The following is a 23,557-nucleotide window of genomic DNA, read 5'->3' as shown; positions in this document are numbered from 1 at the left end:
CGCGCCAAGGCCGGGCGCGACTAGACCGCGGCGCGCACTGGCGCAAGCATCCGCTTCGCCAGCGCCGGCCAGGCGCGCGGGTTGGACGGGTTCAGACAATCGATGGTGAAGCGCGGCCGCACGATCTCCATCCAGTCGGCCTTGTACGCATCGTCACCGGTGCCGAAATCGACGAACTCCACGTTGTCCCGGTCGATCACCTCCGCCATCAGGCGTGCGGTGACGATGGTTCCGGGGGAGAGGTAGCTCGCGCTCTCTCGATGCGCGAGCTTGTGAATATAGGCGGTGGCGTTTTCCACCGTCCAGAACTGGGCCGCGACGGGCTGCCCATCCTTTGTGGCGATGGCGAGCCTGATGCGCCCGGCATCGCCCTCGGCCCTTGCGAAGCGGCGCAAAAATTCGGGATCGCCTTCCGCGGGCTTCCAGCTGTCCGCGTAAACTGCCTCGAACGACTTCCACGAATCCGCATCAAAGTGCCGGAAAACCTGAACATCTACCCTTCCGCCTTTGCGTGAGACGGCGGTGCGCAAGGCGCCGGGCCGCCCGCCCCAGTACTGCGCGAATGTCCTGCCACCGACCCTGAGCACATGGTTGACGTCCGAGCGGACACATCGAACGTGCCAACCCGATTTCCGGAAAGCGCGACAAAGGATTGCGGCCACGCCGTTTTCCTCAGGCACGGGTCGCAGGGTCACCCTGTAGGCGGACTGCCGGAGACTCCGCGCGATCGCTTCCATAAGGGAAGGGTCATTGCCGATCGGTCGCCATGTGAATGCGTACCAGTTCGCGAGCGATTGCAATCGTCCCGCGGCACCTTCCAGGACCAGCGCCTGATCCCGCCCGTTTGCGTCGCCCGCCAATGCAATCAATGGTTTGTGGCCAGAATCTTCCAGCATCTTGAACCACTCGACACGGTCGAACGGGCCCACGGCGTCGCTCGCCGCTTGCAAGACGTTTACCGTGCGGTGATAGCTGACCGCGGCCAATCCTGCCGTCCTTCTTGCCGGAGTTGTCTTTGCTCGACGCGCCCGACCCCGTGCCCCGGCCCCTCGATCATCTCGCCGAACGTGGCAACGGTGACGCGCCGGCGCTCGTCATGCGCGGCGAAACACTTACCTATGATGACTTAAGAACCCGTGTCGGAAAGCTCGCGTCCTGGCTCGCTCGGCAGGCGATCCCGGGAGACCGTGTGGCGACATGGGCCGCGAAGGGTGAACTCACCTGCATGATGCCCCTGGCCGCAGCGCGGGCGGGGCTTGTCCACGTCCCCATCAATCCGGCGCTCAAGCGCCTGCAGGTTGCCCACATCCTGGAAGACAGCGCCGCCACGCTGCTCGTCGCGAACGGCGCGCGGGTTGGATCGCTTGAGGCGGGCGATGTCCCCGCCGGCTGCCGGACGTATGCCGAAGAGGACCTTTGGGCTGAGGTGATGAGGTGCGACACCCTGGGTGTGTCAGAGCACGATTCCGACGACCTTGCCGCCATTCTCTATACCAGCGGTTCGACGGGGTTGCCGAAAGGCGTCATGCTGAGCCACGCCAACATGTGGCTCGGCGCGGTCAGCGTGGCCCATTATCTTGGGATGGCCCGCGACGACGTCACGCTCGCTGTCTTGCCGCTCAGCTTCGATTACGGCCAGAACCAGTTATTCTCGACCTGGTACGCCGGGGGTGCAGTCGTGCCGCTCGACTATCTGCTGGCGCGGGACGTTCCACGGGCCTGCGCTCGTCACGGGGTGACGACACTTGCCGCCGTTCCCCCGTTGTGGGTCCAGCTCACGGAGATCGAGTGGCCGGAAGGGGCTGCCGCGTCGATGCGCCGGCTGACGAACAGCGGAGGCGCCCTGACGGAGCCGCTTGTCCGGAAAATGCGCCAGATGTTTCCCCACGCGCGCCTGTTCCCGATGTATGGGCTGACGGAAGCGTTCCGGTCGACCTATCTCGATCCGGCGCTTGTCGATGCGCACCCGACCTCGATAGGGCGAGCGATCCCGTTCGCCGAGGTCCTGGTGATCGGCGACGACGGTGCGGTCGCTGGTCAGGATAAAGAAGGTGAGCTGGTCCACGCCGGACCTCTGGTGGCGCAAGGCTACTGGCGCGACGAGGCGCGCACCGCGGAACGCTTTCGGCCGGCGCCAGAAAGCTCCGTCAGCGGCGGTACCGCGGTCTGGTCGGGCGATCGAGTGCGACGCGATGCGAGCGGGTTACTCCATTTTGTCGGCCGCCGCGATGCGATGATCAAGAGTGCGGGAAACCGCATCAGTCCCGAGGAGGTGGAACGCGCTGCCATGGCGACAGGGATGATCGCGGAAGCGGTTGCAGTCGGAGTCCCCGACGCGCGGCTGGGCGAGGCGGTCGCGCTCGCCGTTCGCAGTACCGGATTTGACGAGGCTGCGTTTCGCAAGGCGCTTTCCATCATGCTGCCGGGGTTCATGCAGCCACGAGTGGTGGGGAACCTGGAGACACTGCCGCGCAACCCGAACGGCAAGGTCGATCGCCGCGCGATCTCCCTGGCCATGGCCGAATTCGCCGCGTGAAACCGCTCGGGCCGATACCGGATGGCTATCACGCAATCGGCGGGCAACTCGCGATTGGTGCGCAATCTGCGCGGGATCTGGTTGACGCCGCCGGTGGCACACCTCTGTTTGTATATTCCAGGGCGCACATCGATCGGCGCGTGGCCGCGCTTCGTGCTGCCATGCCGGGGCAACTGGCGATCCATTATGCCATCAAGGCTAACCCCTTTCCTCCTTTGCTGGCGCACATGGCGACGCTGGTCGACGGGTTCGACATCGCTTCGGGCGGTGAACTCGCCATCGTGCGCGATGCGGGCGTGGACTTGGCGGATGTCAGCTTTGCCGGCCCCGGGAAACGAGACCGGGAGCTGGAAGCCGCTGTTCTGAGCGGCATCACGCTCAATTGCGAGAGCGAGAACGAGGCGCAGCGTGCTCTGGCGATCGGGGACAGGGTGGGGCGCGCGCCGCGTATCGCGGTCCGCGTCAATCCCGATTTCGAGCTCAAAGGCAGCGGAATGAAGATGGGCGGGGGCGCCAGGCAGTTCGGCGTCGACGCGGAACGGGTGCCGGCGCTCGCGAAGGCGATCATTGCCGGCGGGGCGGATTGGCAAGGACTGCATATCTTCGCCGGAAGCCAGAACCTCGACGCCGAAGCGATCGCCGAGACGCAGGGCAAAGTGCTGGACCTCGCAGACTCGCTTGCACGGGCAATCGGCGCAGGCCCCTTGCCGAAACTGAACATCGGAGGTGGCCTGGGCATCCCCTACTTCGCGGGTGACGTGCCGGTCGACATCGGCATCGTGGGCGATCGGCTGGGGGAGCGCTTTGCGGATCTTCCCGACAGCCTCGCCCAAACCACGATGGCCATGGAACTCGGCCGCTACCTCGTGGGGGAGGCCGGCGTTTACTTGTGTGAGGTGATCGACCGGAAGATCAGTCACGGAGAGGTTTTCCTGATCACCGATGGGGGGCTGCATCATCAGCTGGCCGCCTCGGGCAACTTCGGCACGGTGGTGCGGCGCAATTACCCCGTGGCTGTCGCCAATCGGTTCGATGCGGAGCCAGTGGAGACCGCGAACGTGGTTGGCTGCCTGTGCACTCCGCTCGATCGGCTGGCGGACAAGGCGTTCCTGCCAGCCGCCCGGATTGGGGACCTGATCGCCGTGTTCTGTGCCGGCGCATATGGCGCGACGGCATCACCCATGATGTTTCTGGGCCAGGGTGCTGCCCGGGAAATCCTGGTTTAACCTTTCCCCATGCGGTGTCCCGCTGCGGGACCGGGCGCGACAACCCCCTTCAGCCTAACGGTATCTTCATCAATCCCCGCGAGTGAGCGGCCCTGAACACACGCGTCCACGGTGTGTGACGGGTAGCCGGGCGCCCGTCAGCCGCGGGCTGCTCGCTTGCAAGGAACCATACCCGATGCGCATCTCTCGCCGCCTCCCCATCCTGGCGATCCTCGCCGCAGCGACCATCGCGTTGCCAGGATGCGTGAGCACCGGCCCCGCCGGAGAGTTGCCATCGGCGTCATTCGTTGCCGCGCAGGAAGGGCCGGGTGAGGACTACGTGATCGGGCCGCTCGACGAGCTGACGATCAACGTCTGGCGCAATCCCGAACTGAGCGCCGAGAAGATCCAGGTGCGGCCCGACGGGCGCATCACGACGCCTTTGGTGAACGACATGCCGGCCGTCGGCAAGACGCCCGCGGCGCTCTCGCAGGACATCCGCAACCAGCTTTCGCAATACATCGAAGATCCGCTGGTCAGTGTGATCGTTACGGACTTTTCCGGCACTTTCAGCCAGCAAGTGCGCGTGATCGGCGCCACGGAAAAGCCCGCCAGCCTGCCGTACCGCGCGAACATGACGGTGCTCGACGCGATGATCGCAGTCGGCGGGCTCAGTGAATTTGCCGCCGGCAACAAGGCGAAACTGATCCGCTTCGACAAGGAGACCGGGTCGCAGCGCGAGTTCGCCCTGCGCCTGGGCGATCTGCTCAAGAAGGGCGAAAGCCGGGCCAACGTGATGCTGCAGCCGGGCGACGTGATCATCATCCCCGAAAGCATGTTCTGAGGGCACGGCGGCCATGAACGAGATCTTCGAAGAACTCAGGGCAGGCCTTGCATCGGTCTGGCACCGGCGCTGGCTGGCACTGGGCGTTGCCTGGGCAATCTGCCTGCTGGGGTGGATGGCCGTGGCCATGATCCCGAACAGCTACGAATCCAGGGCGCGCATCTACGTTCAGTCGGACAATGTCCTGTCCGACCAGCTGAAAATCGCAAACGGGGGCCGCGAGGAAATCGAACGCGTTCGCAAAACGCTCATCGGGGCGATTAACCTCGAGAAAGTGGTTCGTGCGACCGATCTGGGCCGCACGGTCGCGACCCAGCGTGACATGGACCGTGCAGTCGACGATCTTAGTGAAAGCGTGAAGGTCGAAAGCCAGGAAGACAGGCTGTTCACCATCACGGCGACGATCGGAAAGTCCGACAGGTCCGACGCGAGCAACGCGAAACTGTCGCAGGATGTCGTTCAGAAGCTCATCGATATCTTCCGTGAAGAGAACATTGCGGGCAGCCGCGGCGAGGTTGCCGAAACTGTCGCCTTCCTCGACCAGCAGCTCGACGAGCGTAAGGCCGAGTTGGAAGTGGCCGAGCAAAAGCTGTCGACATTCGAGGCATCCTATCCCGGGCTTGTGGGCGGCAGCTCTGCCATTTCAGGAAGATTGTCAGCGACGCGGATGGAACTGCGCGGGGTCGATGCCGATCTCGCTGCCGCGCAAAGCGCGCTCGCCGCAGTGAACGGCCAGCTTGCAGGTACGCCCCGCGTGATTGCGGGCTCCGGTGGAGATGGTGCACTTGCTCAGGCGAATGCGCAGCTTGCCGGGATGCAGTCGCGCGGTCTGACCGACAACCATCCCGATGTCATAGCGTTGAAGCGGCAGATCGCCTTGCTGGACCGTGCGGGTGCGGGCGGCCCGCAGGGGGGTATGGCGAACCCGGCCTACAGCTCGCTGATTTCGATCAAGGCCGAGCGCGAGGCAAACGTCCAGGCTTTGATGGCGCGAAAGGCCGCGCTGCAATCGGAAGTGTCCGGGGCGATGGCCGATCAGGCGAGCGAGCCGGCGGTCGCCGCAGAAGCGAACCGGATCAGCCGCGACTATGATGTTCTGAAGCGGAAATACGACGAGCTTTTGCAGAACCGCGAGGAAATGCGCCTCCGCGGACAAGTCGAAAACGAACGTGCCAGCTTCCAGTTCGACGTCGTCGATCCACCGAGCGCTCCGCGCCAGCCAGCCTCGCCGAACCGCCCGTTGCTGTTGTTCGGGGTCCTGCTCGCGGGCATCGCTGGCGGCATAGCAGCGGCTTTCGGCGTCGGGCATATCCGCTCGACCTTTGCGACCGCCTCGGGCCTTGAGAAGGCGCTCGGCCTGCCGGTCCTGGGATCGATATCGGAAGCGTTGTCTGACGCCGCGCGCACCCTGCAGCGCAAACGGATGAAGCACTTCTACGCGGCAAGCGCGTCGCTCGCCGGAATGTTCGGAGTGCTCCTCACCATCGAATTCGTCCAACGGGGTTTCGTCGCATGACCGATCACAGCGCACACCCGCTGCCGCCCAGTTCCGATAACACGGACGAGGACTCCCTCTTCGAGCGGGCCTCTGCAGCCTTCGGCCTCGATGCCATGCGCCTGGCCCCAGTGCCCCAGGAGCTGGCAAGCGAACCCGTTCGCCTCGTCCGCGATCCGAAGCGCCGGGCGTCGCCAGAGGAGCACGCGCGTATCGCTGGTGAAACAGAGGCCCCGCCTCCGGAGCCTTCGGTTTCGCTGGAAGGCGTCCGCCATGCCATCGACCGGGAACGTCTGCGGCGGCAGGGGCTAATCGTCCCCGAAGCCGAACCGACGGCCCTGCTTGAGGAGTTCCGGATCATAAAGCGGCAATTGATCGCCGCCGCGCGGGACAACGCCGATCCCGCCGCCCGGCGCATCCTTGTCTGCTCTCCGCTGCCCGGCGACGGCAAGACATTCTGCGCGACAAACCTCGCGATTGCCATGGCTGGCGAGCGCGACGGCGAAGTGGTGCTGGTCGATGCGGATTTCGCCAAGCCGTCGATACCCGACGCACTTGGCCTTCCGCGCGGGCCCGGCCTGATGGATGCACTCGCAAATCCCGAACTCAATGTGGAAGATGTCGTGCTGGCGACGGACATTCCGGGTCTTTTCGTGCTCCCGGCCGGCCAGCAGATCGCGAGCGACAGCGAATGGCTGGCGAGTGCCCGCACTGCGGAAGTGTTAGCGCGCCTGTCGCGCGGTGCGCCGGGGCGCATGATTGTTTTCGACAGTCCGCCTGTCCTTGCGGCATCCATCGCGGCCGATCTTGCGCGGCACGTGGGCCAGGCGGTGCTTGTGGCCCGTGCGGACAGCACAGCGCAGAGCGCGTTGGAGGACTCGGTCCAGCTCCTGGGCGCCTGCCCGGACATCAAGCTCTTGCTCAACGCCACCCGGTTCTCGCCCAGCGGTCGGCGCTTCGGCACGTATTATGGTTTCGATGGATGACCGCAGCGCGAGCCAGATTCCGGCGGATCGCGCTGTACGCACTTGCCTGCGCCACATGTGTTCCTGTGACGGCGCAATCACGCGAGAGTGAACCGAAAGATACGCGCTCGGTCAACGTGTCGCCTTACGTCGAGCTTGGCCAGGTTCTGACCACAGAACTGTCCGGGGATGGCGATACCGCGACGTACACGCAGGCTGCGGCCGGCGTCGATGCGTCCGTCCAGGGGCGTTACAACGGCGGCTCCGCATCACTGCGATACGAACGCTCGTTCGGATACGGGGACGGCGTGACGGACGGTTCTCGTCTGTCCGGGCTGGCGCGAGGATACGCTGGTCTTGTTCCCAATATGCTGACGATCGAAGGCGGGGCCCTGGCGTCGCGGACGCAGTCAGGCCGAGATAATCGCGCATTCGGCCCAATGCGGATACGTGGTGCAGAGCACCGGCTCTATTCCGCCTACGCGGGTCCGGTGATCCGCACGCGCGCGGGCGATGCCGAGATCGAAGGCGATTACCGCCTCGGTTATTCGCGGCTTGATACCGGCAACCAGGTTCCGATCGCACCGCAAGCGCATGTCCTGGACTTCTTCGACGAAAGCGTGGTGCAGAGCGCGAACCTGCGGCTGGGGACGCGCCCCGGCGCGCCCTTGCCTGTTGGCGTCGGATTGGGCGCCGGGTTCATGCAGGAAGATGTGTCCAACCTCGATCAGCGGGTGCGCAACGCACATCTCCGCGGCGACATGACCGTGCCCTTAGCGCAATCGCTCGCTCTGGTCGGCGGCCTCGGGTACGAGGACGTGCTGGTCGCCAACAGGGACGCCGTGCGCGACGCCGGCGGCTTGCCCGTGCTGGGACCCGATGGTCGCTTCGTCACCGATAAAAGCGCGCCCCGCAAGGTGGCTTTCGATGTTTCCGGCATCATCTGGGATATCGGGGCCATATGGCGCCCCAGCCGGCGCACATCCGCTGAATTCCGCTTCGGTAAGCGTTACGGTTCAACAACATACAGCGGCACATTCTCATGGCTGTTGAACAGCCGGAGTTCATTCAACCTGTCGATCTATGACGGAATAAGCGGACTCGGCGGACTGTTGACGAATGCTCTCTCGGGTCTTCCGGCCCAATTCACTGCCAGCCGCAACGCCGTGAGCGGGGACGTCGATGGTTGCGTGTCGAGCCAGGAGGGGGGCGTCTGCCTCAACGGCGTTCTGGGTTCTGTCCGATCGGCGATATTCCGCGGGCGCGGAATTGCCGCCAACTATTCGTACCGGATCGGCCAGGTCACGGCCGGCGCGGGGGCGGGTTACGACAGGCGCAAGTTCATTGCGGCACCGGGCACCGTGCTGGCCGCGGCCGATGGCGTGGTGGACCGGAACGCCTGGATTGCGGGGTATCTTTCGGGCCCTCTCGACGAGCGCTCGAGCTTCAAGGTCAGCGCTTACGGAAACCGCCTTCGCAGCGACTTCGCGAACGGCGGTGATGCAACAGTGCTCGGCGCTTCGGCAGCATATCAGCGGCAATTGATCGACGGCCTTTCCGCCAACGCTGCCTTCGGAATTGAGCGCATCGACGGGGATTCGATCAATGTCGGTGCAGCCTCGGTACTGATTGGCCTGCGCTACGATTTTTGAAGGACTTGTTCGACGATGTTCGAAGAATTCTACGGACTGACGGCCCGACCCTTCCAGTTGACGCCGGACCCCCACTTCTATTTCGAGAGCGCCACCCATCGTAAGGCGATGAGCTACCTCGGCTATGGCCTGGCTCAGGGCGAAGGGTTCATGGTGATTACCGGCGAAGTCGGCGCAGGCAAGTCGACCCTCGTCGCTCATCTCATGAGGCGCATCGATCCGAGACAGTTGACCGTGGGCCAGATCGTGACCAGCAGTCTCGATGGCGAGGAGATGATCCATGTTGCGGCGCAGGCCTTCGGCCTTCCGACCGAAGGGCTCGACAAGGCATCGGCACTCGGCGCAATCGAGGCCTTTTTCCATGACGAGGCGCGTGCAGGCCGCCGCTGCCTGTTGATCGTCGATGAATCGCAGAACCTGAGCGTGGAGGCGCTGGAGGAGCTGCGAATGCTTTCGAACTTCCAGCTCGGCGCGCATCCGCTCTTGCAGACGCTCCTCCTGGGTCAACCGGAGTTTCGCCGGGTGCTGGCTGATCACCCTTCGCTCGAACAGCTCCGTCAGAGAGTGATCGCATCCCACCACTTGTCCGCGATGGAAGAGGCTGAGATCGAACCCTACGTCACCCATCGCCTCCGGCGCGTGGGCTGGAGCGGCAACCCTCAGTTCGATGCGTCACTGTTCGTCGAACTCCACACGGCGTCGGGAGGAATCCCTCGCCGCATCAACCAGATCATGAGCCGACTTCTGCTTCTGGGTGCCGTGGAGCGGCGTACGCAGATCGACGCGCCCATGCTCGCTTCCGTTCAGCGGGAGATGCAGGGTGAACGCGCATCGTCGCTTTCACCACACCAGTCGGCAGAGGCCTCTGTCCCGGGCGATGGAATGCTCGCTGAAAAGGTTCGGCAGCTGACGGATTTGCAAGAGGCGCTTGCACGGATCGAGGACGCGCGGGCGCGTGAAAGCCTATCAAATGCTGAGCTGGCGTCCCGGCTTGGCAAACTGGAAGCGCACGTCGCCGAGCAGGACGCGGCGGTCCGCCACGTCCTCGGCATGCTGATCGAATGGTTCGAGGGCGATGCGCCCCGCGTCGCGGCCTGACGGGTGGTGTAATCACCATGACACCAAAGTCATCAGGCATTATCAACGGGATGTCGGTCGATGTTGAGGACTGGTTCCAGGTTGGCGCATTCGAAAGCGTTATCTCGCGGGACGATTGGGACAACCTGCCGCTGCGCGTGACCGACAACGTCCTGCGCATCCTCGACATGTTTGCCGAAGCGCAAATCAAGGCAACGTTCTTTACCTTGGGCTGGGTGGCGCGGCGCAACGGCGCGCTCGTCCGCAGGATAGCGGATGCCGGGCACGAGATCGCCAGCCACGGCTGGGATCATGCGCGCGTGTTCACGCTTGATCGGCGGCAGTTCGGAAAGGACATCGCCGCCGCGCGCAAGGTGTTGGAAGATGCTGCCGGCGTACCGGTGATCGGCTATCGTGCGCCCAGTTTTTCGATCGATCAGCGAACACCCTGGGCATACCTCGAGCTTGCCGAGCAGGGTTATGCCTACAGTTCCTCAGTCGCGCCCGTGGCGCATGATCATTACGGATGGCGGGATGCGCCGCGGTTTGCCTTCCACCCGCTGCCGGCGAACGAGTTGCTGGAGATTCCAGTGACCACCGCAATGGTCGGCGGGCGCCGGGTCGCCGCGGGGGGCGGGGGTTTCTTTCGGGTGCTGCCTTATGCCTTCAGCCGGTGGGCGATACGGCAGGTCAATCGCGAAGAGGGACGCCCCGCGATATTCTACTTCCATCCGTGGGAGATCGATCCCGCGCAGCCGCGTGTGCCGGGTGCACCCATGCGTTCGCGCCTTCGCCATTACACCAATCTTGAGCGAATGGCCGACAAGCTGCGTAGCCTGGTAAACGAATTCGCCTGGGACCGCATGGACGCCCTTGCGGAGAGAGAACGCCGAACGGTGACCGGACTGGCGGCATGAATGCGCCCTTCTACCACGCCGGCCAAATCGTCCGATTGTGCGACCTTGCCGATCCCAATGAGCGCGCCCGGATCGAAGGTTTCGTGGCCAGAATGGGCGGCACGCCGTTTCACCGGCCTGCCTGGCTTTGCGCAGTAGAGCGCGGAACGGGCCAGCGCGCGCGAGGGATCATCGCGGAATCCAGCGGTGAACTGGCTGGCTGGCTTCCACTGACAGAAGTGCGCTCGCCCTGGTTTCCGGCGGCGCTCGTATCGACTGGATTTGCGGTCGGCGGCGGGCCGTTGGCGGCTTCGTCGGCTGTCGCACAGAAACTGTGCAAAGCGGCTACGGAACTTGCCAGGCGGCTCGCGTGCGGGTCGGTCGAACTGCGTGGCGGCGACGCGCCGGAAGGATGGGCGATAATCGCTGATAGGCACGCCAACTTCGCTGGGCCGATTGCGGCGGACGACGCGCGTCAACTCGCAGTCATTCCGCGCAAGCATCGGGCGGAGGTTCGCAAGGGACTCGACCGGGATTTTCGGATCACGATCGGCAAGGCCCCCGCGGATCTCGCAGCGCACTATGCGATCTATTCCGAAAGCGTGCGCAACCTGGGGACGCCTGTCTTTCCGAGGGCATTGTTCGCGGCAATGATCGAAGCACTGGACGCAGACACACTCACGTTGTGGGAGGGGGGTAACCCGGTCGCGAGTGTGCTCTCCCTTTATCATGGCGACGCGGTGATGCCGTATTGGGGCGGGGGAAGCCGCGCTGCGCGCGCGAGCCGGGCGAATGAGCGCCTCTATTTCGAGCTGATGCGCCATGCCCGGGCCCGTGGATGCCTGCGGTTCGACTTCGGGCGGTCCAAGGTCGGCAGCGGGGCGTACGCGTACAAGAAGAACTGGGGCTTCGAGGCGGAACCGCTCCGCTACGCGACCTGGACCGACGGCGCCCTGCGACCACGTAACATCGACCCGACGAGCAGCGAATATTCGGCGCGGATCGAACTCTGGAAGCGCCTGCCTATGGCCGTCACCAATCGGCTCGGTCCGGTCATTGCCAAAGGGTTGGCGTGATGGGCGAGACTCTCTTCATTGCCCACCGCATGCCATTCCCGCCTGAGCGGGGCGACAAGATACGATCCCATCACCTGCTCAAGGCCCTTGCCGCTCTGGGTCCCGTGCACGTCGCGACTTTCGCGGAAACAGCAGCGGACTACGCAGCAGAACCATATCTGGCCGAGATGGCCGCGAGCCATGTGCTGGTTGCGCGGCCCAGAAGGCTGGCCTGGAGCGGATTGAAAGCATTGGTGACAGGGAAGCCCGTCAGCCTGACGGCATTCGCCAGCGATCGCCTTGCGCAGTGGATCGCAGAGACGCTGCGCGATCGACCGATCGATACGGTGTTCGTGTTTTCCGGTCAGATGGGCCAATACATTCCCTTCGGGTTCCAAGGGCGTGTGATCGTCGATCTCTGCGACGTCGATTCCGCCAAATTCGAAGCCTACGGTGCATCGCGGCGCGGGCCGAGGGCGTGGGTGGACCGGCGCGAATGCCGTTTGTTGCGTGCCGAGGAAGCGCGTCTGGGGCACCTGGCCGATGCCACCCTCCTGGTGAGCGAGGCCGAAGTCGCGCTGTTCAAGGCGCGAACGGATCGTCCGCCAAGGTGCGTTGTCGCGCTGGGCAATGGGATCGATACTGCCTTTTTCGATCCGCGTGGCGCCGCGCCGCAACCCGAACTGGCGGCCAGTGCAAAACCGAACCTGCTGTTCACCGGCCAGATGGATTACGCGCCCAACGTGGCGGCGGTGGAGCGCATGGCGAGAGCCATTATGCCGATCATTCGCCAACGCGCGCCCGCAGTGCAGTTTCACGTCGTCGGCCGTGCCCCCACCGCAGCCGTTCGCGCACTGCAAGGGGTGAACGGGACACGGGTGTGGGGCGAAGTTCCGGACGTGCGCCCCTTCCTGGCGGCCGCGGACGTTGTCGTGGCACCCCTGGCGATCGCACGCGGCGTGCAGAACAAGGTCCTTGAAGCCATGGCGATGGCCCGTCCGGTCGTCCTGACGCCGGAGGCCGCGACCGGGATCGGTGGGAGCGACCCGGAACATTATGCGATCGGCGACAGCGACGCCGCATTGGCCGATCGCGTGCTCACGCTCCTCGCCGATCGCCAGCAAGCCGCAGCGATGGGCGTTTCGGCTCGCCGATTTGTCGTCGCGCACAAGGGGTGGGCCGCTGCACTCGCGCCGCTTGCGGACCTGGTAGGACATGCGCCCCGAGTGCGCGATGCCGCGTGAGGTTTCGATCCCGGCCGCCATGCCTTCGAGCGGAGGCAAGTGGCGCTACGCCCTGGCCCAACTCGTCCTGGGATGGCTGATCCTGCTGGCAGTCACATGGTCTGAATGGGGCCAGATGGCGCACCAGTGGTTCAACATCGATACGTATAATCACATTCTGCTGGTGCCGCCGATAATCGGGTGGCTGGTTTCCCTCCGCCGCGATGAGCTTCGCAGGACTGAACCGGTCGCGTGGTGGCCAGCTATCGCGGGTGTCGCGGCCGGCATGGCGGTCTGGCTGGCGGGACGTGTTTCCGGCTTCAACATAGTCGCACAGGCAGGCACGGTCTTCGCTTTCCAGTGCGCGGTCTTTGCGTTCCTGGGCCTGCGGGCCGGACTGATAGCCGCGTTCCCCGTGGGGTTCGCCATGTTCCTCGTTCCCTTCGGAGACGAGCTTATACCGGCCCTGCAATCGGTTACCGCGCGCCTTGCTGTCGATCTTACGCATTTGAGCGGCGTCCCGGCCATCGTCGATGGTCTCTTCATCGACACGCCCGCAGGTCGTTTCGTAGTTGCGGAGGAATGCTCTGGAGTAAAATTCCTGGTCGCGATGATCGCGCTGGCGGTGCTCGTCGCGTGGACGGGTTTCTCGCGTTGGCGGGATCGGATCCTGTTCGTTGCAGGTGCCGCCGCTGTCTCCATCCTCGCGAACGGTGTACGGGCATGGGCGACGATCTATGCGGCGCAGTACGTAGGGATAGAACGGGCCGGCGGGTTCGATCATATCATCTACGGTTGGGTTTTCTTCGCGGTGGTGATTGCTATCGTGCTCGGCCTCGCATGGCGGCACTTTGACCGCGACCCGGCGCAAGCGGGCCTCGCCGCGGCCGATCTCGATATGCCGGTCGTTGCGCGTCTTGAGGGGTTTGCGGTCGCCCCGTCGCTGGCCATTGGCGGCGTTGCAGCTGTCGCGATGAGTTTTGCCGTACTGGCCCGGCTCGTCTAGGCGCCAGCACATGTGCGGTATCGCTGGCATCTTCCACTGCGGAATTCCCAAGCCCGTCGATCCGGCGCGCGTCACGCGCATGTGCGATGCGATGGTCCACCGCGGGCCCGATGGGGAGGGTGTCTGGACGGCCCCAGGAGTAGGTCTGGGCCACCGACGCCTGTCGATCATCGACCTGGCAGGATCCCCGCAACCGATGGCGTCATCCGACGGGCGCGCAATGCTGGTATTCAACGGCGAGATCTACAATTTCAGAGAGCTACGCCGCGACCTCGAGGCATCTGGGGCGGTCTTCCGTACCAACGGCGACAGCGAGACGATCCTGGCCGCCTGGCGCAAGTGGGGACCCGAATGCTTGCACAGGCTGCACGGGATGTTCGCGTTCGCAATCTACGATCTCGACCGGCGGGAACTCTTTCTGGCCCGCGACCGGCTGGGCGTGAAGCCGTTATTCACCGCCATGATGAGCGATGGCAGCATCGCCTTCGCATCGGAGCTCAAAGGCCTGCTTGCGCATCCGCTGCTGCGGCGGGAGATCGATCCCCTTGCCGTGGAGGACTATCTCGCCTGGGGCTACGTCCCTGATCATCGCTCGATCATCGCCGGCGTGGAAAAGCTCCCAGCCGGCCACTATCGTCTCCTGCGTCACGGCGCTTCGCCTGCGCCGGCGGTGCGCTGGTGGGACGCGAGCTTTGCCGAGAGGCGACAGGAGAAACCCGCGGATCTCGAGGCCGAGCTGTTGTTCCGGCTGCGCGAGGCAGTCACCAGCCGGATGGTCTCGGACGTGCCGCTGGGCGCATTCCTGTCTGGCGGGGTCGACAGCTCCAGCGTGGTCGCGCTCATGGCCGAGGCGAGTGCGGAACCGGTCAGAACCTGCTCCATCGGCTTCGACGAAGCGTCGCTCGACGAAACCGGATACGCGCGCCAAGTCGCCGAGCGCTTCGGAACAGATCATCGTGAGCGCATGGTGTCATCTGGGGATTTTGACCATCTCGACACGCTGGCCGGGATGTTCGATGAACCTTTCGCCGATGCCTCTGCGCTGCCCACCTGGCGGGTCTGCGAACTGGCGCGCGAGACGGTAACAGTCGCGCTGTCGGGTGACGGTGCCGACGAAGCCTTTGCGGGATATCGCCGCCACCGGTTCCATGCGGGAGAGGAACGCGTGCGGTCTTTGCTGCCCCGGGCATTGCGGGGCCGCGCGTTCGGAGCCCTGGGCAGGGCGTGGCCGAAGCTGGACTGGGCGCCGCGACCGTTGCGAGCAAAAACGACGTTCCAGTCGTTGGCGGGAACCGGCGAGGAAGGGTATGCGCGCGCGCTCGCGGTCACCGCGCCGGAACTGCGCGCTGCGCTTTATTCCGATGCCTTCCATCGATCTCTGGGCGGATATCATGCGGAAAGACCGCTGATCGATCTCATGCAAGCAGCGCCGGCGCGGTCCGGGCTCGACCGTGCGCAATACGTGGATCTCAAGTTTTGGCTGCCGGGCGACATTCTGACCAAGGTCGACCGCACCAGCATGGCGGTGAGCCTGGAAGCGCGCGAGCCGCTGCTCGACCACCGTCTGATCGAGTTTGCGGCGACACTTCCGGAAGGGCTGCGCATTCGGAGGGGGCAGGGCAAGTGGCTGCTGAAACACGCGATGGAACGCTATCTCCCGCGCGAGGTGCTTTACCGGCCAAAGCAGGGCTTCGTAACGCCTATTGCACAATGGCTTCGCGGCCCGTTGGCAAGCCGCGCGCGCGCGATCGGGCGCGGTGGCGCCTTGGCGCGCACGGGATGGTTTGACGAGGGCCGCGTCGCCGCGCTGGCCGAACAGCATATCGCCGGCCGCGCAGACCATTCTCGGTTGCTGTGGCAACTGATCATGCTGGACCGCTCGCTGACCCGGCTCGGGGTTGCCTGAAGATGCAGGTCAGCCTTCGGCCCCGTGGCCGTGAGCCATGTAGTCGGCGCTGCGCATCTCCTCAAGCCGGCTGACCGTGCGATCGAATTCGAAGCGACCGTCGCCTTGCGTATAGAGCGCGGCCGGCTCGGCCGCCGCCGTAGCGAAAAGCTTGACGTTATGCTCGTAGAGCGCGTCGATCAGCTTTGTGAAGCGAATCGCCTCGTTCCGGTTCTCGGGTCCCATGATGGGAATGCCGACGATAATGACCGTGTGGTACGCTCGCGCGATCGCCAGATAATCGGCCGCGCCCCGATTGTCGCTGCATAGTCGCTTGAAACTGAAGACGGCCACGCCCTTCAGGCTCTTGGGGACATGCAAGGTACGCCCGCCGCCGAGATCAAGCTGTCCGCTAGGGACGTGCTCCGCGTCTTCGGGGTTGTAGTCAGTCAACCGGAAGAACGCTTCGCGCACCTGGGCCGTCGCAGCATCTCCCAGCGGGGTATGCCAGCTGTCCAGTCCCGCGAGGCGGTCGAGACGGTAATCGACTGGGCCGTCGAGGGGCATGATGTCGAGCTGTCGCTCGATGAGGTCGATGAACGGGAGGAACAGCGATCGGTTCAGCCCGTCCTTGTACAGATCGCGGGGAGGGCGGTTGCTGGTTGTGACAACGGTCACCCCTTCGTCGACGATCAGCGATGAGAAGAGCCGCGCCATGATCGCCGCATCGGCGGTGTTGTTCACGACCATTTCGTCGAACGCCAAGCAGCGCACGTCGGAGGCGATGCGGGCCGCGACCGGGCCGATTGGGTCGCCTGCTTCTTTCGCCCGTTCTTCCTGGATGAAGCCGTCCACCTCCAGCATGAAAGCGTGAAAGTGGACGCGCCGCTTTTCCGTGATGGAGAGCGTATCGACGAAAAGGTCCATCAGCATCGACTTGCCGCGGCCGACCCCGCCCCAGAGGTACAAGCCACGCGGAGAAGCAGGCACGCGGCCAAGCAGCCTTCCGAGAAATCCGCCAGCCTGGGGCTCCTCCAGTTTGCGCTGAAGGGCATCGAGCGCCACGGCGGCGCGTTGTTGATCGGGATCCGCGCGCAACTCACCAGCCGCGACGAGCGCATGATATCGCGCAAGCACCCCGCTCAACTGCTGATCGCCTTTCGGACGAGCCCGGAAAAGGCGGCTACGAGATGATCGCCCTGCTCAACCTGTCCGCGCAGGAACAGCATCCGGCCCGTCTCGCGCAGCACCTCGACCACCGAATCGAGAGGTCGATCCATAACGCCCGCACCGATGAACTGCGTAGATAGCTCCAGCGTGACGGCGCGCGCGCCTTCGTTCCCCGTAAGCGTTCGCATGGCGGCGAACAGGGAGATATCGATCAGCGCCAGGGTTACGGCCCCGTGGATCATGTCCTGCAGGTTTGAATGCTTGCGCTCCGGCTGCATCCGCAGGCGGCACCTGTCACCTTCGACGCGGACCATAAGCGGCCCCATGACAAGGTGGTTGAAGCGCGTTTGGTCGATTATGTCCCAGGTGTACCAGCCCGGACGATCCTCGATCGGCTGGTAACGGAAGAAGCGGTCGACCTCGCTCACGCGGTATCAGCCGTGCTTTTCCACCTGCATCTTCTTGATCTCGGCGATCGCTTTCGCCGGGCTCAGGCCCTTCGGGCAAACGTTGGAGCAGTTCATGATCGTGTGGCAGCGGTAAAGCCGGAAGGGGTCTTCCAGCTGCTCCAGCCGCTCCCCGGTCATCTCGTCACGGCTGTCGGCGAGCCAGCGATAGGCCTGGAGCAGGATCGCCGGTCCCAGGAATTTGTCCGAATTCCACCAATAGCTGGGACATGCGGTGGAGCAGCAGGCGCACAGGATGCATTCGTAAAGCCCATCCAGCTTCTCGCGCTGTTCGGGGCTCTGCAGGCGCTCCTTGCCGCTCGGCGTGGGACTCACCGTCTGCAGCCAGGGCCGGATCGAAGCGTACTGGGCGTAGAAGTGAGTGAAATCCGGCACCAGGTCCTTGATGACCTGCATGGCCGGCAGCGGCGTAATCCGCACTTCGCCGTTGAGGTCTTCGATGGCGGTGGTGCAGGCCAGACCGTTCTTGCCGTCCATGTTCATCGAACACGAACCGCAGATTCCTTCGCGGCAAGAACGACGGAAGGTGAGCGTGGGATCGATCTCGTTCTTGATCTTGATCAGGGCGTCGAGGACCATCGGCCCGCAGTCATCGAGATCGATTTCAAACGTGTCGTACCGTGGGTTTTCCCCGCTATCGGGGTCGAAGCGATAGATTTTGAACGTCTTGATCCGCGCACCGCCCATGGCCTTGTGTGCGCGGCCCTTGCCGGTGATCGTGGAGTTCTTGGGAAGCGTGAAGGTGGCCATCGGCGCCGTGATCCTCGCGGAAACGATTTGCCGCTTCTCTAGCGGCTTGCCGCCGGGTGGCAAGGGCGTGCGCTTCTTGCACCGCGTCCATGCCGGCCCTAGCGGCGAGCCGATGCGCATCGCGATCTACGACCTCGACCGGACCCTGACCAGGCGCGCCACTTTCACGCCGTTCCTTCTCTATGCCGCGTGGCATCGCGCGCCGTGGCGACTCGCATTGTCGCCCGTCTGGGTCGCGGCCATGGCCGGGTACCGCATGGGCCTGTGCAGCCGCACGGCGCTGAAACGGTTCGGCATGCGCCTCATGCTCGGCGACACGGCAGTGGCGGAACTGGAACGCATGGGCGCACGGTTCGCCCGGCGCCGGGTCGAGCGTGGGGGAATGGCACCGGGTGCCTTGCGATCGCTCGAAACCGAACGCAAGGCGGGCGCGAAAATCGTCATCGCGACCGCCGCCTTCGCATTCTACGCGAAGGGGTTCGCCAAAGAGCTTGGGATCGAACATCTGGTCGGCACCGACTGGGACGGCCAGCGAATTCCGGGGGGCAACTGCTACGGTCGCGTCAAGCGCGAACGCTTCGAAGCGTGGCTGGCAGACAGTGCCGCGGATGACGTTGGCGCGGACATCGCGTTCTACAGCGACTCGCTTGCCGATGGCCCGCTCTTTGCACGCGCGACAGAGCCGGTCCTCGTGGTATCGAGCGATCGTGAGAAGCGCCGCGCACGCGGCAGGGGCTGGAAAGGCGAGATCGTCAACTGGGCGCGCTGAACAGCTCAGCCAAAGCGTCCGCACCGCGCTCAGACGCGGTCCGCGCGGGATCGATATCCATCGTGTAGTGAAACAGGCGCTCCTGCGTGGAACGATACTCCTGCGCGAGGTCTCCCCAGCGCTCCACCAATGGCCAGACATCCGCCGCCTGGGTCACCACCGGGCCATTCTGCCAGAACTGATATGCAGCGGGCCCCTGGCGCGCCGCGTCCAGGAATATGCATGTGCCGGGCTCGCGCAGGAACTCGTACACCTGGCTGCTCACATCGCCGAGGTAGATGTCTGCGGCCGCGGTATAAGTCATGTCGAAAAGGCGCGGACTGTCGACGTCGACGTGGATGTTCGGTGCCTCCAGGGCAATCCGAGGGATTGGCGGACGCTTCCGCGCGGTCCGGTATTCCAGCGAAACGTGCAATGATTTCCGGAACAGCATGACATGCGGCGCGAAGACGAGGTTGAAGCGATCCCATTGACGCGCCGCGGTCTCCAGCAGTGCAGGTCCCTGATCGTACCACGACGACAGGCAGGGATCGAAATGGGGGTTGTAGACGATTGTGGGAAGATCGTTGGCGAACAGGCGTGCGTCAGGTTTCCGCGTGACCGTGTCGAACTTTGCATAACCGACCACCCGGCATTGGTCTTCCGTCGCGAGACCGTGCCGCACTAATTCGTCCACGACCTTCTGCCCGCTGACGAGGTAGTGATCGAACTGCGACAGTGCCGGGTGATAGGTCACGTTCCGATCGCCTGCGCCGTGCGGCACGAATACGAACCGCGGGGCGCTGTTTCCCATTTTCTTTCGCAAGACGCGCCGCACCATCAGGCAGGTCCGCTCGGGAGAAACCACCGCGTCGACCGTAGCGAAAAGCGGCATGTGATATCGGAGCCGCGCCAATCGCTTCAGCGGAGCGATCCGGTTCGGCGCGGAAAGCGCGGCATCCAGCGCCCCTGGCAACGACAGGTCGGCCCAGCTGACCCCTCGGGCCGCATCTTCCCCGATCAGCTGGCGCACGCGGGATGCGATTTCCGCCGTGCCGAACGCCGCGATGACTTCAAACGCCGGATAGTTCGCGGTCAGTTCCGCCATGATGCCGGCCACGTGCGCGGCCTGGTGCGCGGCATCGTGGTTGAACAGGAACAGCACGCGTGGACGGGGCTTGCTGGCAATCCCGCTCATGGATCGACCCGCCCCTCTGCCAGGTAACGCAAGATGAGGTCCGCGCTGCGGATGACCGACTGCGGGCCCGTATCGCCAAGCGCCCCCTTAGCCGCTTGCTTTTGCCGCTCGATAAACTCTGGATGCAGCGTCGGTGCCCGTTCGATTGCGTCCTTGAGTTCGTCCGGGCGCTCGATCACCTCGCCAAGCTCCCACGCGCTAAAATGCGGATTGCCCTTCCACTTGACGCGATGTGGGTTGAGGAACACGCAGGGGCGGGGCCGGGCAACAAATTCGAACACCTGGCTGCTCACATCGCCCACATAAATGTCGGCCGCTTCGCTATAAGTGTTGTCGAGTGAACGGTCGGATCCGGGGTCGACCAGGATGGTGCAGTCACTGCGTGCCCGCAGGTTCCGGCGGACGGATTCGCTTCTGCGCCTGAACAGCTTTACGTGCGGAGCCACGATCAGATTTGTCCCGCGATTGGAGCGGAAGGTTTCCATCATCGGTTCGAAGAACACGTCCCAGCTTCGCAAGCTTCGGTCCTTGTGCGAATTGTAGAGGACGGTGGGATTATCGTTCTCAAACAGTCGCGGTGTGTGATCCGCCAGTAGCGCGGTAGTCACAAATTTTGGATACCCGACCGCGGCGATATGCCCTTCGCGGCTCAGGCCATCCCGCAGATAGGCACTTACGTCGGCCGGGCCTTTCACCAGGATCAGGTCGCAGTGAATGCGGTTGGCATGCGAAGGGACCTTGCGTTGCGCGGGGCCGTGAGTCAGCAGGATGCGCCGGGGGCGTGCATCTTCCGGTTCGCCTTCAAACAGGCGCGTGATCCCATCTTCGGTGGAAACAATCGCATCATATCCCCGCAACAGGGCCTCGTTCCGCGCCATGACCTGTGGCTTGGCAAGACCGAAGATCCGCATGCTCCGGATAGCCCCGCCTATCAGGCCCGCGTCGAGGGGCGTCGACGGCACCGCCGAAACGCCGTGCGCCCGGGCTAGTCGGTCAAGTTGGGCGGGCGTCGCGGGGTCGAGGTGGAAGACGTCCACCGACACTCCAGGCCGTGCCATGAGTTCGAACAGCACCGCGGCACCGTGATAGACCTGGTAGGCCTCGGCGATGAACACGAACGCGATCCTCATCGAAGGCGCTCATGCGGTATGGCGCGCGGATTGACAATCGTGCGCCGTTCACGGGGCGATTGACGGTGGGTGAACCCTATTGTGCCGATCGACAAACTCCGCCAATTCGGCCCGCAATGGGGGAGCCGGCGGAAAACCTTGAACATGCGGATGCCGGTTTTCGCCGTGTTCTCAAGAATATCGGCTGGCTCTTGGGCGGCAAGGGCTTCGGTGCTGTCTGCAGTCTCGTGTACCTGGCCATCCAGGCCCGCTCGCTGGGGATCAAGGATTTCGGCCACTTCTCGCTGATTTTCGGCACCGCTCAGGCGTTCGTTGCCATAGCGGGTTTCCAGACCTGGCAAACGATCGTCCGTTTTGGCGCGCCCTTGACAGTCTCGGGGGCTTGGGACCGGTTTGGCAGGCTCGCAGTCCTGGGCGCCCTGATCGATTTTTCGGGTGCCATAGGTGGCTGCCTTCTCGCCGCCATCGTGTTCTACGTGTTCGGCGCCGCCCTTGACCTCAATCCCGCATATATCGACCCCGCGTTCCTCTTCGTGTGCGCGCTTATCTGGGCGCGTGGATCGGCGGCGGTGGGAATCCTGCGCGTGCTCGACCGGTATGACCTGGCTGTCTGGGTCGGTGCGGTGACGCCGGCTGCGCGCCTGGGCGCAGCGGTCGCGATCTGGTTGAGCGGGGCATCGGTCGAGCGATTCCTGCTTGCCTGGGCGGTGATCGAGATTGCGACCGCGCTTCTGCTGTGGCTCGTCGCCTGGCGCGCGGGAGGGACCGCCCTTCGCCTGTCCCACGCTATGGACTGGCGCACCACGCTTGCCGAACACCCGGGTATCGTGCGTTTCCTCGGTATCAATTCGCTCAGCACATCGGTCGTTGCCGTGCTTCAGCAAGGGCCGCTCCTCGCAGTCGGCTATTTCCTCGGGACCAGCGCTGCTGGGGTTTACCGCATCGCCGACCAGCTCGCCAAAGGGCTGTCCAAGCTCACCACCCTGATTGCCCAGTCGCTTTATCCGGAGGTCAACCGTCAACGCCACAGCGCGTCCGGCGAAGCCTTCCGCAAGCTGATCCGGCAGATCAACGTCATGGTGCTGGTGGCGGGGGTTTCGGTCGTGGCGCTGTCAACCTTGCTAGGACCGCAACTGCTTGGCCTGATTGGCGGCGGTGCCTTCGCCCGGGGCGGGGCCATCCTCATTCCGTTGTCGCTGGGGGCCGCGTTCGAACTCGCCAGCGTGACCTACGAACCCGTGCTCCACGCCTCGGGCCATACGATATATCCGCTCTACGGGCGTCTGCTCGCGGTGGGCGCGATCGCATTGGGCATCGTGCTGTTCGTCGATCACGGGCCCGTCGCGGTCGGCTGGGTGGTGGCCGGCGGGATGGCCGCAAGCTACGCCGCGCTCAGCGCCATGTGCTATTTCGTGTTACGTGAGATGGCGGCGGGGGAAGAGTGATCGGCGCGCGCCGCGCGGTCTTTCAGTATCGCCTCGATCACCGGGATGTCGGCGGGTTTGTCTGCATCGATGCACGCTTCTGCGGCCTGCATCGGCACGACCTTGGCTGACAGGCTGAAGCGTCTGCCGATGCGGGCCGCGAAACTGTGAATGTCGATCAAGCGAAGGATGGCCGCGAGGAGTAGGGCCGGCCCCATCGCGCCGACGATCTTCATGCCCTTCTTGCGGTCCTGCTCCAGCGAACGCCAGAATGACACGAGGGGCAGGGCCTTGCGTCCGCTCAATCGGAAAACATTGGCGCCCGACCAGTTTCCCCCACGGAACTTGAGCCAGGTGCGCGCGGATGAAAATCCCGCTGCCTCCACCAGGCGTCGTTCGACGAGACCAGCCGCGACGTCGTTGCCGGCGGCGCCGTCGAGAAATTGCGCGATCATGTCGGCCGTCAAGAGGACGTTATCGGCGGTTGTCACGAACAGAGGCGCGTCAACGCGGCGTAGCTGGAATTCGACCGCGTCGGCGATGGAGCCGGACGAATCGCGCCATTCGACCGAAGCTGCCCACGCGGACAGCGCGGTGTCCTTCCTAAGATCGCGGGTATCCTGCGCTATAACGATGATCGACCCCACGCGGGACGATTCGGTCAAGGCTTCGAGCACATGGGCCAGCATCGGCCGACCGCCAACCTGGAAGAGAGCCTTGCTTGACAGGCCGGTGCCCGCGAGGAGCGGGTCCGGTCCTGGCCGCGTGCCGGCGAGGACGAGGGCGGTAACAGGCCTGGTCATTCGCGCTGCGCCCGGGCCTTCAGCATCG

The 23,557-nt window shown here is 64.4% G+C and carries 21 protein-coding genes; 14 read left to right on the top strand and 7 right to left on the bottom strand.

Going from position 1 to position 23,557, the window contains the following annotated elements; genetic code table 11:
- Positions 1–20: 20 nt before the first annotated feature.
- A complete protein-coding gene (locus GRI40_RS02855; protein WP_237488980.1) occupies positions 21–986 on the bottom strand; it encodes a GNAT family N-acetyltransferase in 966 nt (321 codons plus the stop codon).
- 29 nt (positions 987–1,015) lie between these two features.
- Between GRI40_RS02855 and GRI40_RS02850 the strand changes: the two genes are divergently transcribed.
- The 12 genes from GRI40_RS02850 to GRI40_RS02795 all read left to right on the top strand — a co-directional run bounded on the left by GRI40_RS02850 (position 1,016) and on the right by GRI40_RS02795 (position 15,860).
- The gene (locus tag GRI40_RS02850) at positions 1,016–2,536 is read left to right on the top strand and encodes an acyl-CoA ligase (AMP-forming), exosortase A system-associated (protein ID WP_160609940.1); all 1,521 of its coding nucleotides are present in this window, start codon (positions 1,016–1,018) and stop codon (positions 2,534–2,536) included.
- A complete protein-coding gene (locus tag GRI40_RS02845) occupies positions 2,533–3,762 on the top strand; it encodes a pyridoxal-dependent decarboxylase, exosortase A system-associated (RefSeq protein ID WP_160609939.1) in 1,230 nt (409 codons plus the stop codon). The genes GRI40_RS02850 and GRI40_RS02845 overlap by 4 nt, the downstream gene beginning before the upstream one ends.
- 175 nt (positions 3,763–3,937) lie before the next feature.
- On the top strand, positions 3,938–4,585 hold the full coding sequence (locus GRI40_RS02840) for an XrtA/PEP-CTERM system exopolysaccharide export protein (RefSeq protein ID WP_160609938.1): 648 nt from the start codon (positions 3,938–3,940) through the stop codon (positions 4,583–4,585).
- Positions 4,586–4,598: 13 nt separating this feature from the next.
- Positions 4,599–6,101 (top strand): XrtA system polysaccharide chain length determinant, encoded by a 1,503-nt coding sequence (locus GRI40_RS02835; RefSeq protein ID WP_160609937.1) that lies wholly within the window; start codon positions 4,599–4,601, stop codon positions 6,099–6,101.
- The gene (locus GRI40_RS02830; protein ID WP_160609936.1) at positions 6,098–7,066 is read left to right on the top strand and encodes a P-loop NTPase family protein; all 969 of its coding nucleotides are present in this window, start codon (positions 6,098–6,100) and stop codon (positions 7,064–7,066) included. The genes GRI40_RS02835 and GRI40_RS02830 overlap by 4 nt, the downstream gene beginning before the upstream one ends.
- Before the next feature lie 65 nt (positions 7,067–7,131).
- Complete coding sequence (locus tag GRI40_RS02825) at positions 7,132–8,697, top strand: preprotein translocase subunit YajC (protein WP_160609935.1); 1,566 nt, start codon at positions 7,132–7,134, stop codon at positions 8,695–8,697.
- A 15-nt stretch (positions 8,698–8,712) separates the two neighbouring features.
- Positions 8,713–9,795: an XrtA/PEP-CTERM system-associated ATPase gene (locus GRI40_RS02820; RefSeq protein ID WP_160609934.1), complete on the top strand. Its 1,083-nt coding sequence runs from the start codon at positions 8,713–8,715 to the stop codon at positions 9,793–9,795.
- A gap of 50 nt (positions 9,796–9,845) precedes the next feature.
- Positions 9,846–10,691: an XrtA system polysaccharide deacetylase gene (locus tag GRI40_RS02815; RefSeq protein ID WP_237488979.1), complete on the top strand. Its 846-nt coding sequence runs from the start codon at positions 9,846–9,848 to the stop codon at positions 10,689–10,691.
- Positions 10,688–11,746: a FemAB family XrtA/PEP-CTERM system-associated protein gene (locus GRI40_RS02810; RefSeq protein WP_160609932.1), complete on the top strand. Its 1,059-nt coding sequence runs from the start codon at positions 10,688–10,690 to the stop codon at positions 11,744–11,746. The genes GRI40_RS02815 and GRI40_RS02810 overlap by 4 nt, the downstream gene beginning before the upstream one ends.
- Positions 11,746–12,969, top strand: a complete 1,224-nt coding sequence (locus GRI40_RS02805; protein ID WP_160609931.1) for a TIGR03087 family PEP-CTERM/XrtA system glycosyltransferase — start codon at positions 11,746–11,748, stop codon at positions 12,967–12,969. Before GRI40_RS02810 ends, GRI40_RS02805 begins: the two co-directional genes overlap by 1 nt.
- The gene (gene xrtA, locus GRI40_RS02800; RefSeq protein WP_237488978.1) at positions 12,959–13,954 is read left to right on the top strand and encodes an exosortase A; all 996 of its coding nucleotides are present in this window, start codon (positions 12,959–12,961) and stop codon (positions 13,952–13,954) included. Before GRI40_RS02805 ends, xrtA begins: the two co-directional genes overlap by 11 nt.
- Positions 13,955–13,964: 10 nt before the next feature.
- Positions 13,965–15,860 (top strand): XrtA/PEP-CTERM system amidotransferase, encoded by a 1,896-nt coding sequence (locus GRI40_RS02795; RefSeq protein WP_160609930.1) that lies wholly within the window; start codon positions 13,965–13,967, stop codon positions 15,858–15,860.
- 9 nt (positions 15,861–15,869) lie between these two features.
- On the opposite strand, the gene zapE is transcribed toward GRI40_RS02795, so the two are convergent.
- The 3 genes from zapE to GRI40_RS02780 are packed head-to-tail and all read right to left on the bottom strand — an operon-like array spanning position 15,870 to position 18,226.
- Positions 15,870–16,985: a cell division protein ZapE gene (zapE, locus tag GRI40_RS02790; protein WP_160609929.1), complete on the bottom strand. Its 1,116-nt coding sequence runs from the start codon at positions 16,983–16,985 to the stop codon at positions 15,870–15,872.
- Complete coding sequence (locus tag GRI40_RS02785) at positions 16,982–17,437, bottom strand: PaaI family thioesterase (protein WP_337190475.1); 456 nt, start codon at positions 17,435–17,437, stop codon at positions 16,982–16,984. The genes zapE and GRI40_RS02785 overlap by 4 nt, the downstream gene beginning before the upstream one ends.
- 6 nt (positions 17,438–17,443) lie before the next feature.
- Positions 17,444–18,226, bottom strand: a complete 783-nt coding sequence (locus GRI40_RS02780) for a succinate dehydrogenase iron-sulfur subunit (protein ID WP_160609928.1) — start codon at positions 18,224–18,226, stop codon at positions 17,444–17,446.
- On the opposite strand from GRI40_RS02780, the gene GRI40_RS02775 reads away from it, so the two are divergent.
- Complete coding sequence (locus GRI40_RS02775; protein ID WP_160609927.1) at positions 18,219–18,995, top strand: haloacid dehalogenase-like hydrolase; 777 nt, start codon at positions 18,219–18,221, stop codon at positions 18,993–18,995. The genes GRI40_RS02780 and GRI40_RS02775 overlap by 8 nt on opposite strands.
- On the opposite strand, the gene GRI40_RS02770 is transcribed toward GRI40_RS02775, so the two are convergent.
- Together GRI40_RS02770 and GRI40_RS02765 are read right to left on the bottom strand one after the other, a co-directional pair.
- A complete protein-coding gene (locus tag GRI40_RS02770) occupies positions 18,979–20,172 on the bottom strand; it encodes a hypothetical protein (RefSeq protein WP_160609926.1) in 1,194 nt (397 codons plus the stop codon). The two genes, GRI40_RS02775 and GRI40_RS02770, sit on opposite strands and share 17 nt — an antisense overlap.
- Positions 20,169–21,302 (bottom strand): hypothetical protein, encoded by a 1,134-nt coding sequence (locus tag GRI40_RS02765; RefSeq protein ID WP_160609925.1) that lies wholly within the window; start codon positions 21,300–21,302, stop codon positions 20,169–20,171. The genes GRI40_RS02770 and GRI40_RS02765 overlap by 4 nt, the downstream gene beginning before the upstream one ends.
- Positions 21,303–21,418: 116 nt before the next feature.
- Here GRI40_RS02765 and GRI40_RS02760 point away from each other — a divergent pair, with 116 nt between their 5' ends.
- Positions 21,419–22,747, top strand: coding sequence for a lipopolysaccharide biosynthesis protein (locus tag GRI40_RS02760; RefSeq protein WP_160609924.1), 1,329 nt, complete (start codon positions 21,419–21,421; stop codon positions 22,745–22,747).
- On the opposite strand, the gene GRI40_RS02755 is transcribed toward GRI40_RS02760, so the two are convergent.
- Positions 22,708–23,529 (bottom strand): NTP transferase domain-containing protein, encoded by an 822-nt coding sequence (locus tag GRI40_RS02755; RefSeq protein WP_160609923.1) that lies wholly within the window; start codon positions 23,527–23,529, stop codon positions 22,708–22,710. The two genes, GRI40_RS02760 and GRI40_RS02755, sit on opposite strands and share 40 nt — an antisense overlap.
- Positions 23,530–23,557 lie beyond the last annotated feature (28 nt).

The sequence above is a fragment of the Tsuneonella aeria genome (assembly GCF_009827495.1).
Taxonomy (GTDB): domain Bacteria; phylum Pseudomonadota; class Alphaproteobacteria; order Sphingomonadales; family Sphingomonadaceae; genus Tsuneonella; species Tsuneonella aeria.
This window is presented reverse-complemented; position numbering and strand designations above follow the sequence as displayed.

Excerpts from the sequence above, each read along its gene's own strand:
- GRI40_RS02840 (WP_160609938.1), top strand. The coding sequence starts at position 3,938 with ATGCGCATCTCTCGCCGCCTCCCCATCCTGGCGATCCTCGCCGCAGCG.
- GRI40_RS02835 (WP_160609937.1), top strand. The coding sequence starts at position 4,599 with ATGAACGAGATCTTCGAAGAACTCAGGGCAGGCCTTGCATCGGTCTGG.
- GRI40_RS02830 (WP_160609936.1), top strand. The coding sequence starts at position 6,098 with ATGACCGATCACAGCGCACACCCGCTGCCGCCCAGTTCCGATAACACG.
- GRI40_RS02820 (WP_160609934.1), top strand. The coding sequence starts at position 8,713 with ATGTTCGAAGAATTCTACGGACTGACGGCCCGACCCTTCCAGTTGACG.
- GRI40_RS02815 (WP_237488979.1), top strand. The coding sequence starts at position 9,846 with ATGTCGGTCGATGTTGAGGACTGGTTCCAGGTTGGCGCATTCGAAAGC.
- GRI40_RS02810 (WP_160609932.1), top strand. The coding sequence starts at position 10,688 with ATGAATGCGCCCTTCTACCACGCCGGCCAAATCGTCCGATTGTGCGAC.
- GRI40_RS02805 (WP_160609931.1), top strand. The coding sequence starts at position 11,746 with ATGGGCGAGACTCTCTTCATTGCCCACCGCATGCCATTCCCGCCTGAG.
- xrtA (WP_237488978.1), top strand. The coding sequence starts at position 12,959 with ATGCCGCGTGAGGTTTCGATCCCGGCCGCCATGCCTTCGAGCGGAGGC.
- GRI40_RS02795 (WP_160609930.1), top strand. The coding sequence starts at position 13,965 with ATGTGCGGTATCGCTGGCATCTTCCACTGCGGAATTCCCAAGCCCGTC.
- GRI40_RS02780 (WP_160609928.1), bottom strand. The coding sequence starts at position 18,226 with ATGGCCACCTTCACGCTTCCCAAGAACTCCACGATCACCGGCAAGGGC.
- GRI40_RS02770 (WP_160609926.1), bottom strand. The coding sequence starts at position 20,172 with ATGAGCGGGATTGCCAGCAAGCCCCGTCCACGCGTGCTGTTCCTGTTC.
- GRI40_RS02765 (WP_160609925.1), bottom strand. The coding sequence starts at position 21,302 with ATGAGGATCGCGTTCGTGTTCATCGCCGAGGCCTACCAGGTCTATCAC.
- GRI40_RS02760 (WP_160609924.1), top strand. The coding sequence starts at position 21,419 with ATGGGGGAGCCGGCGGAAAACCTTGAACATGCGGATGCCGGTTTTCGC.
- GRI40_RS02755 (WP_160609923.1), bottom strand. The coding sequence starts at position 23,529 with ATGACCAGGCCTGTTACCGCCCTCGTCCTCGCCGGCACGCGGCCAGGA.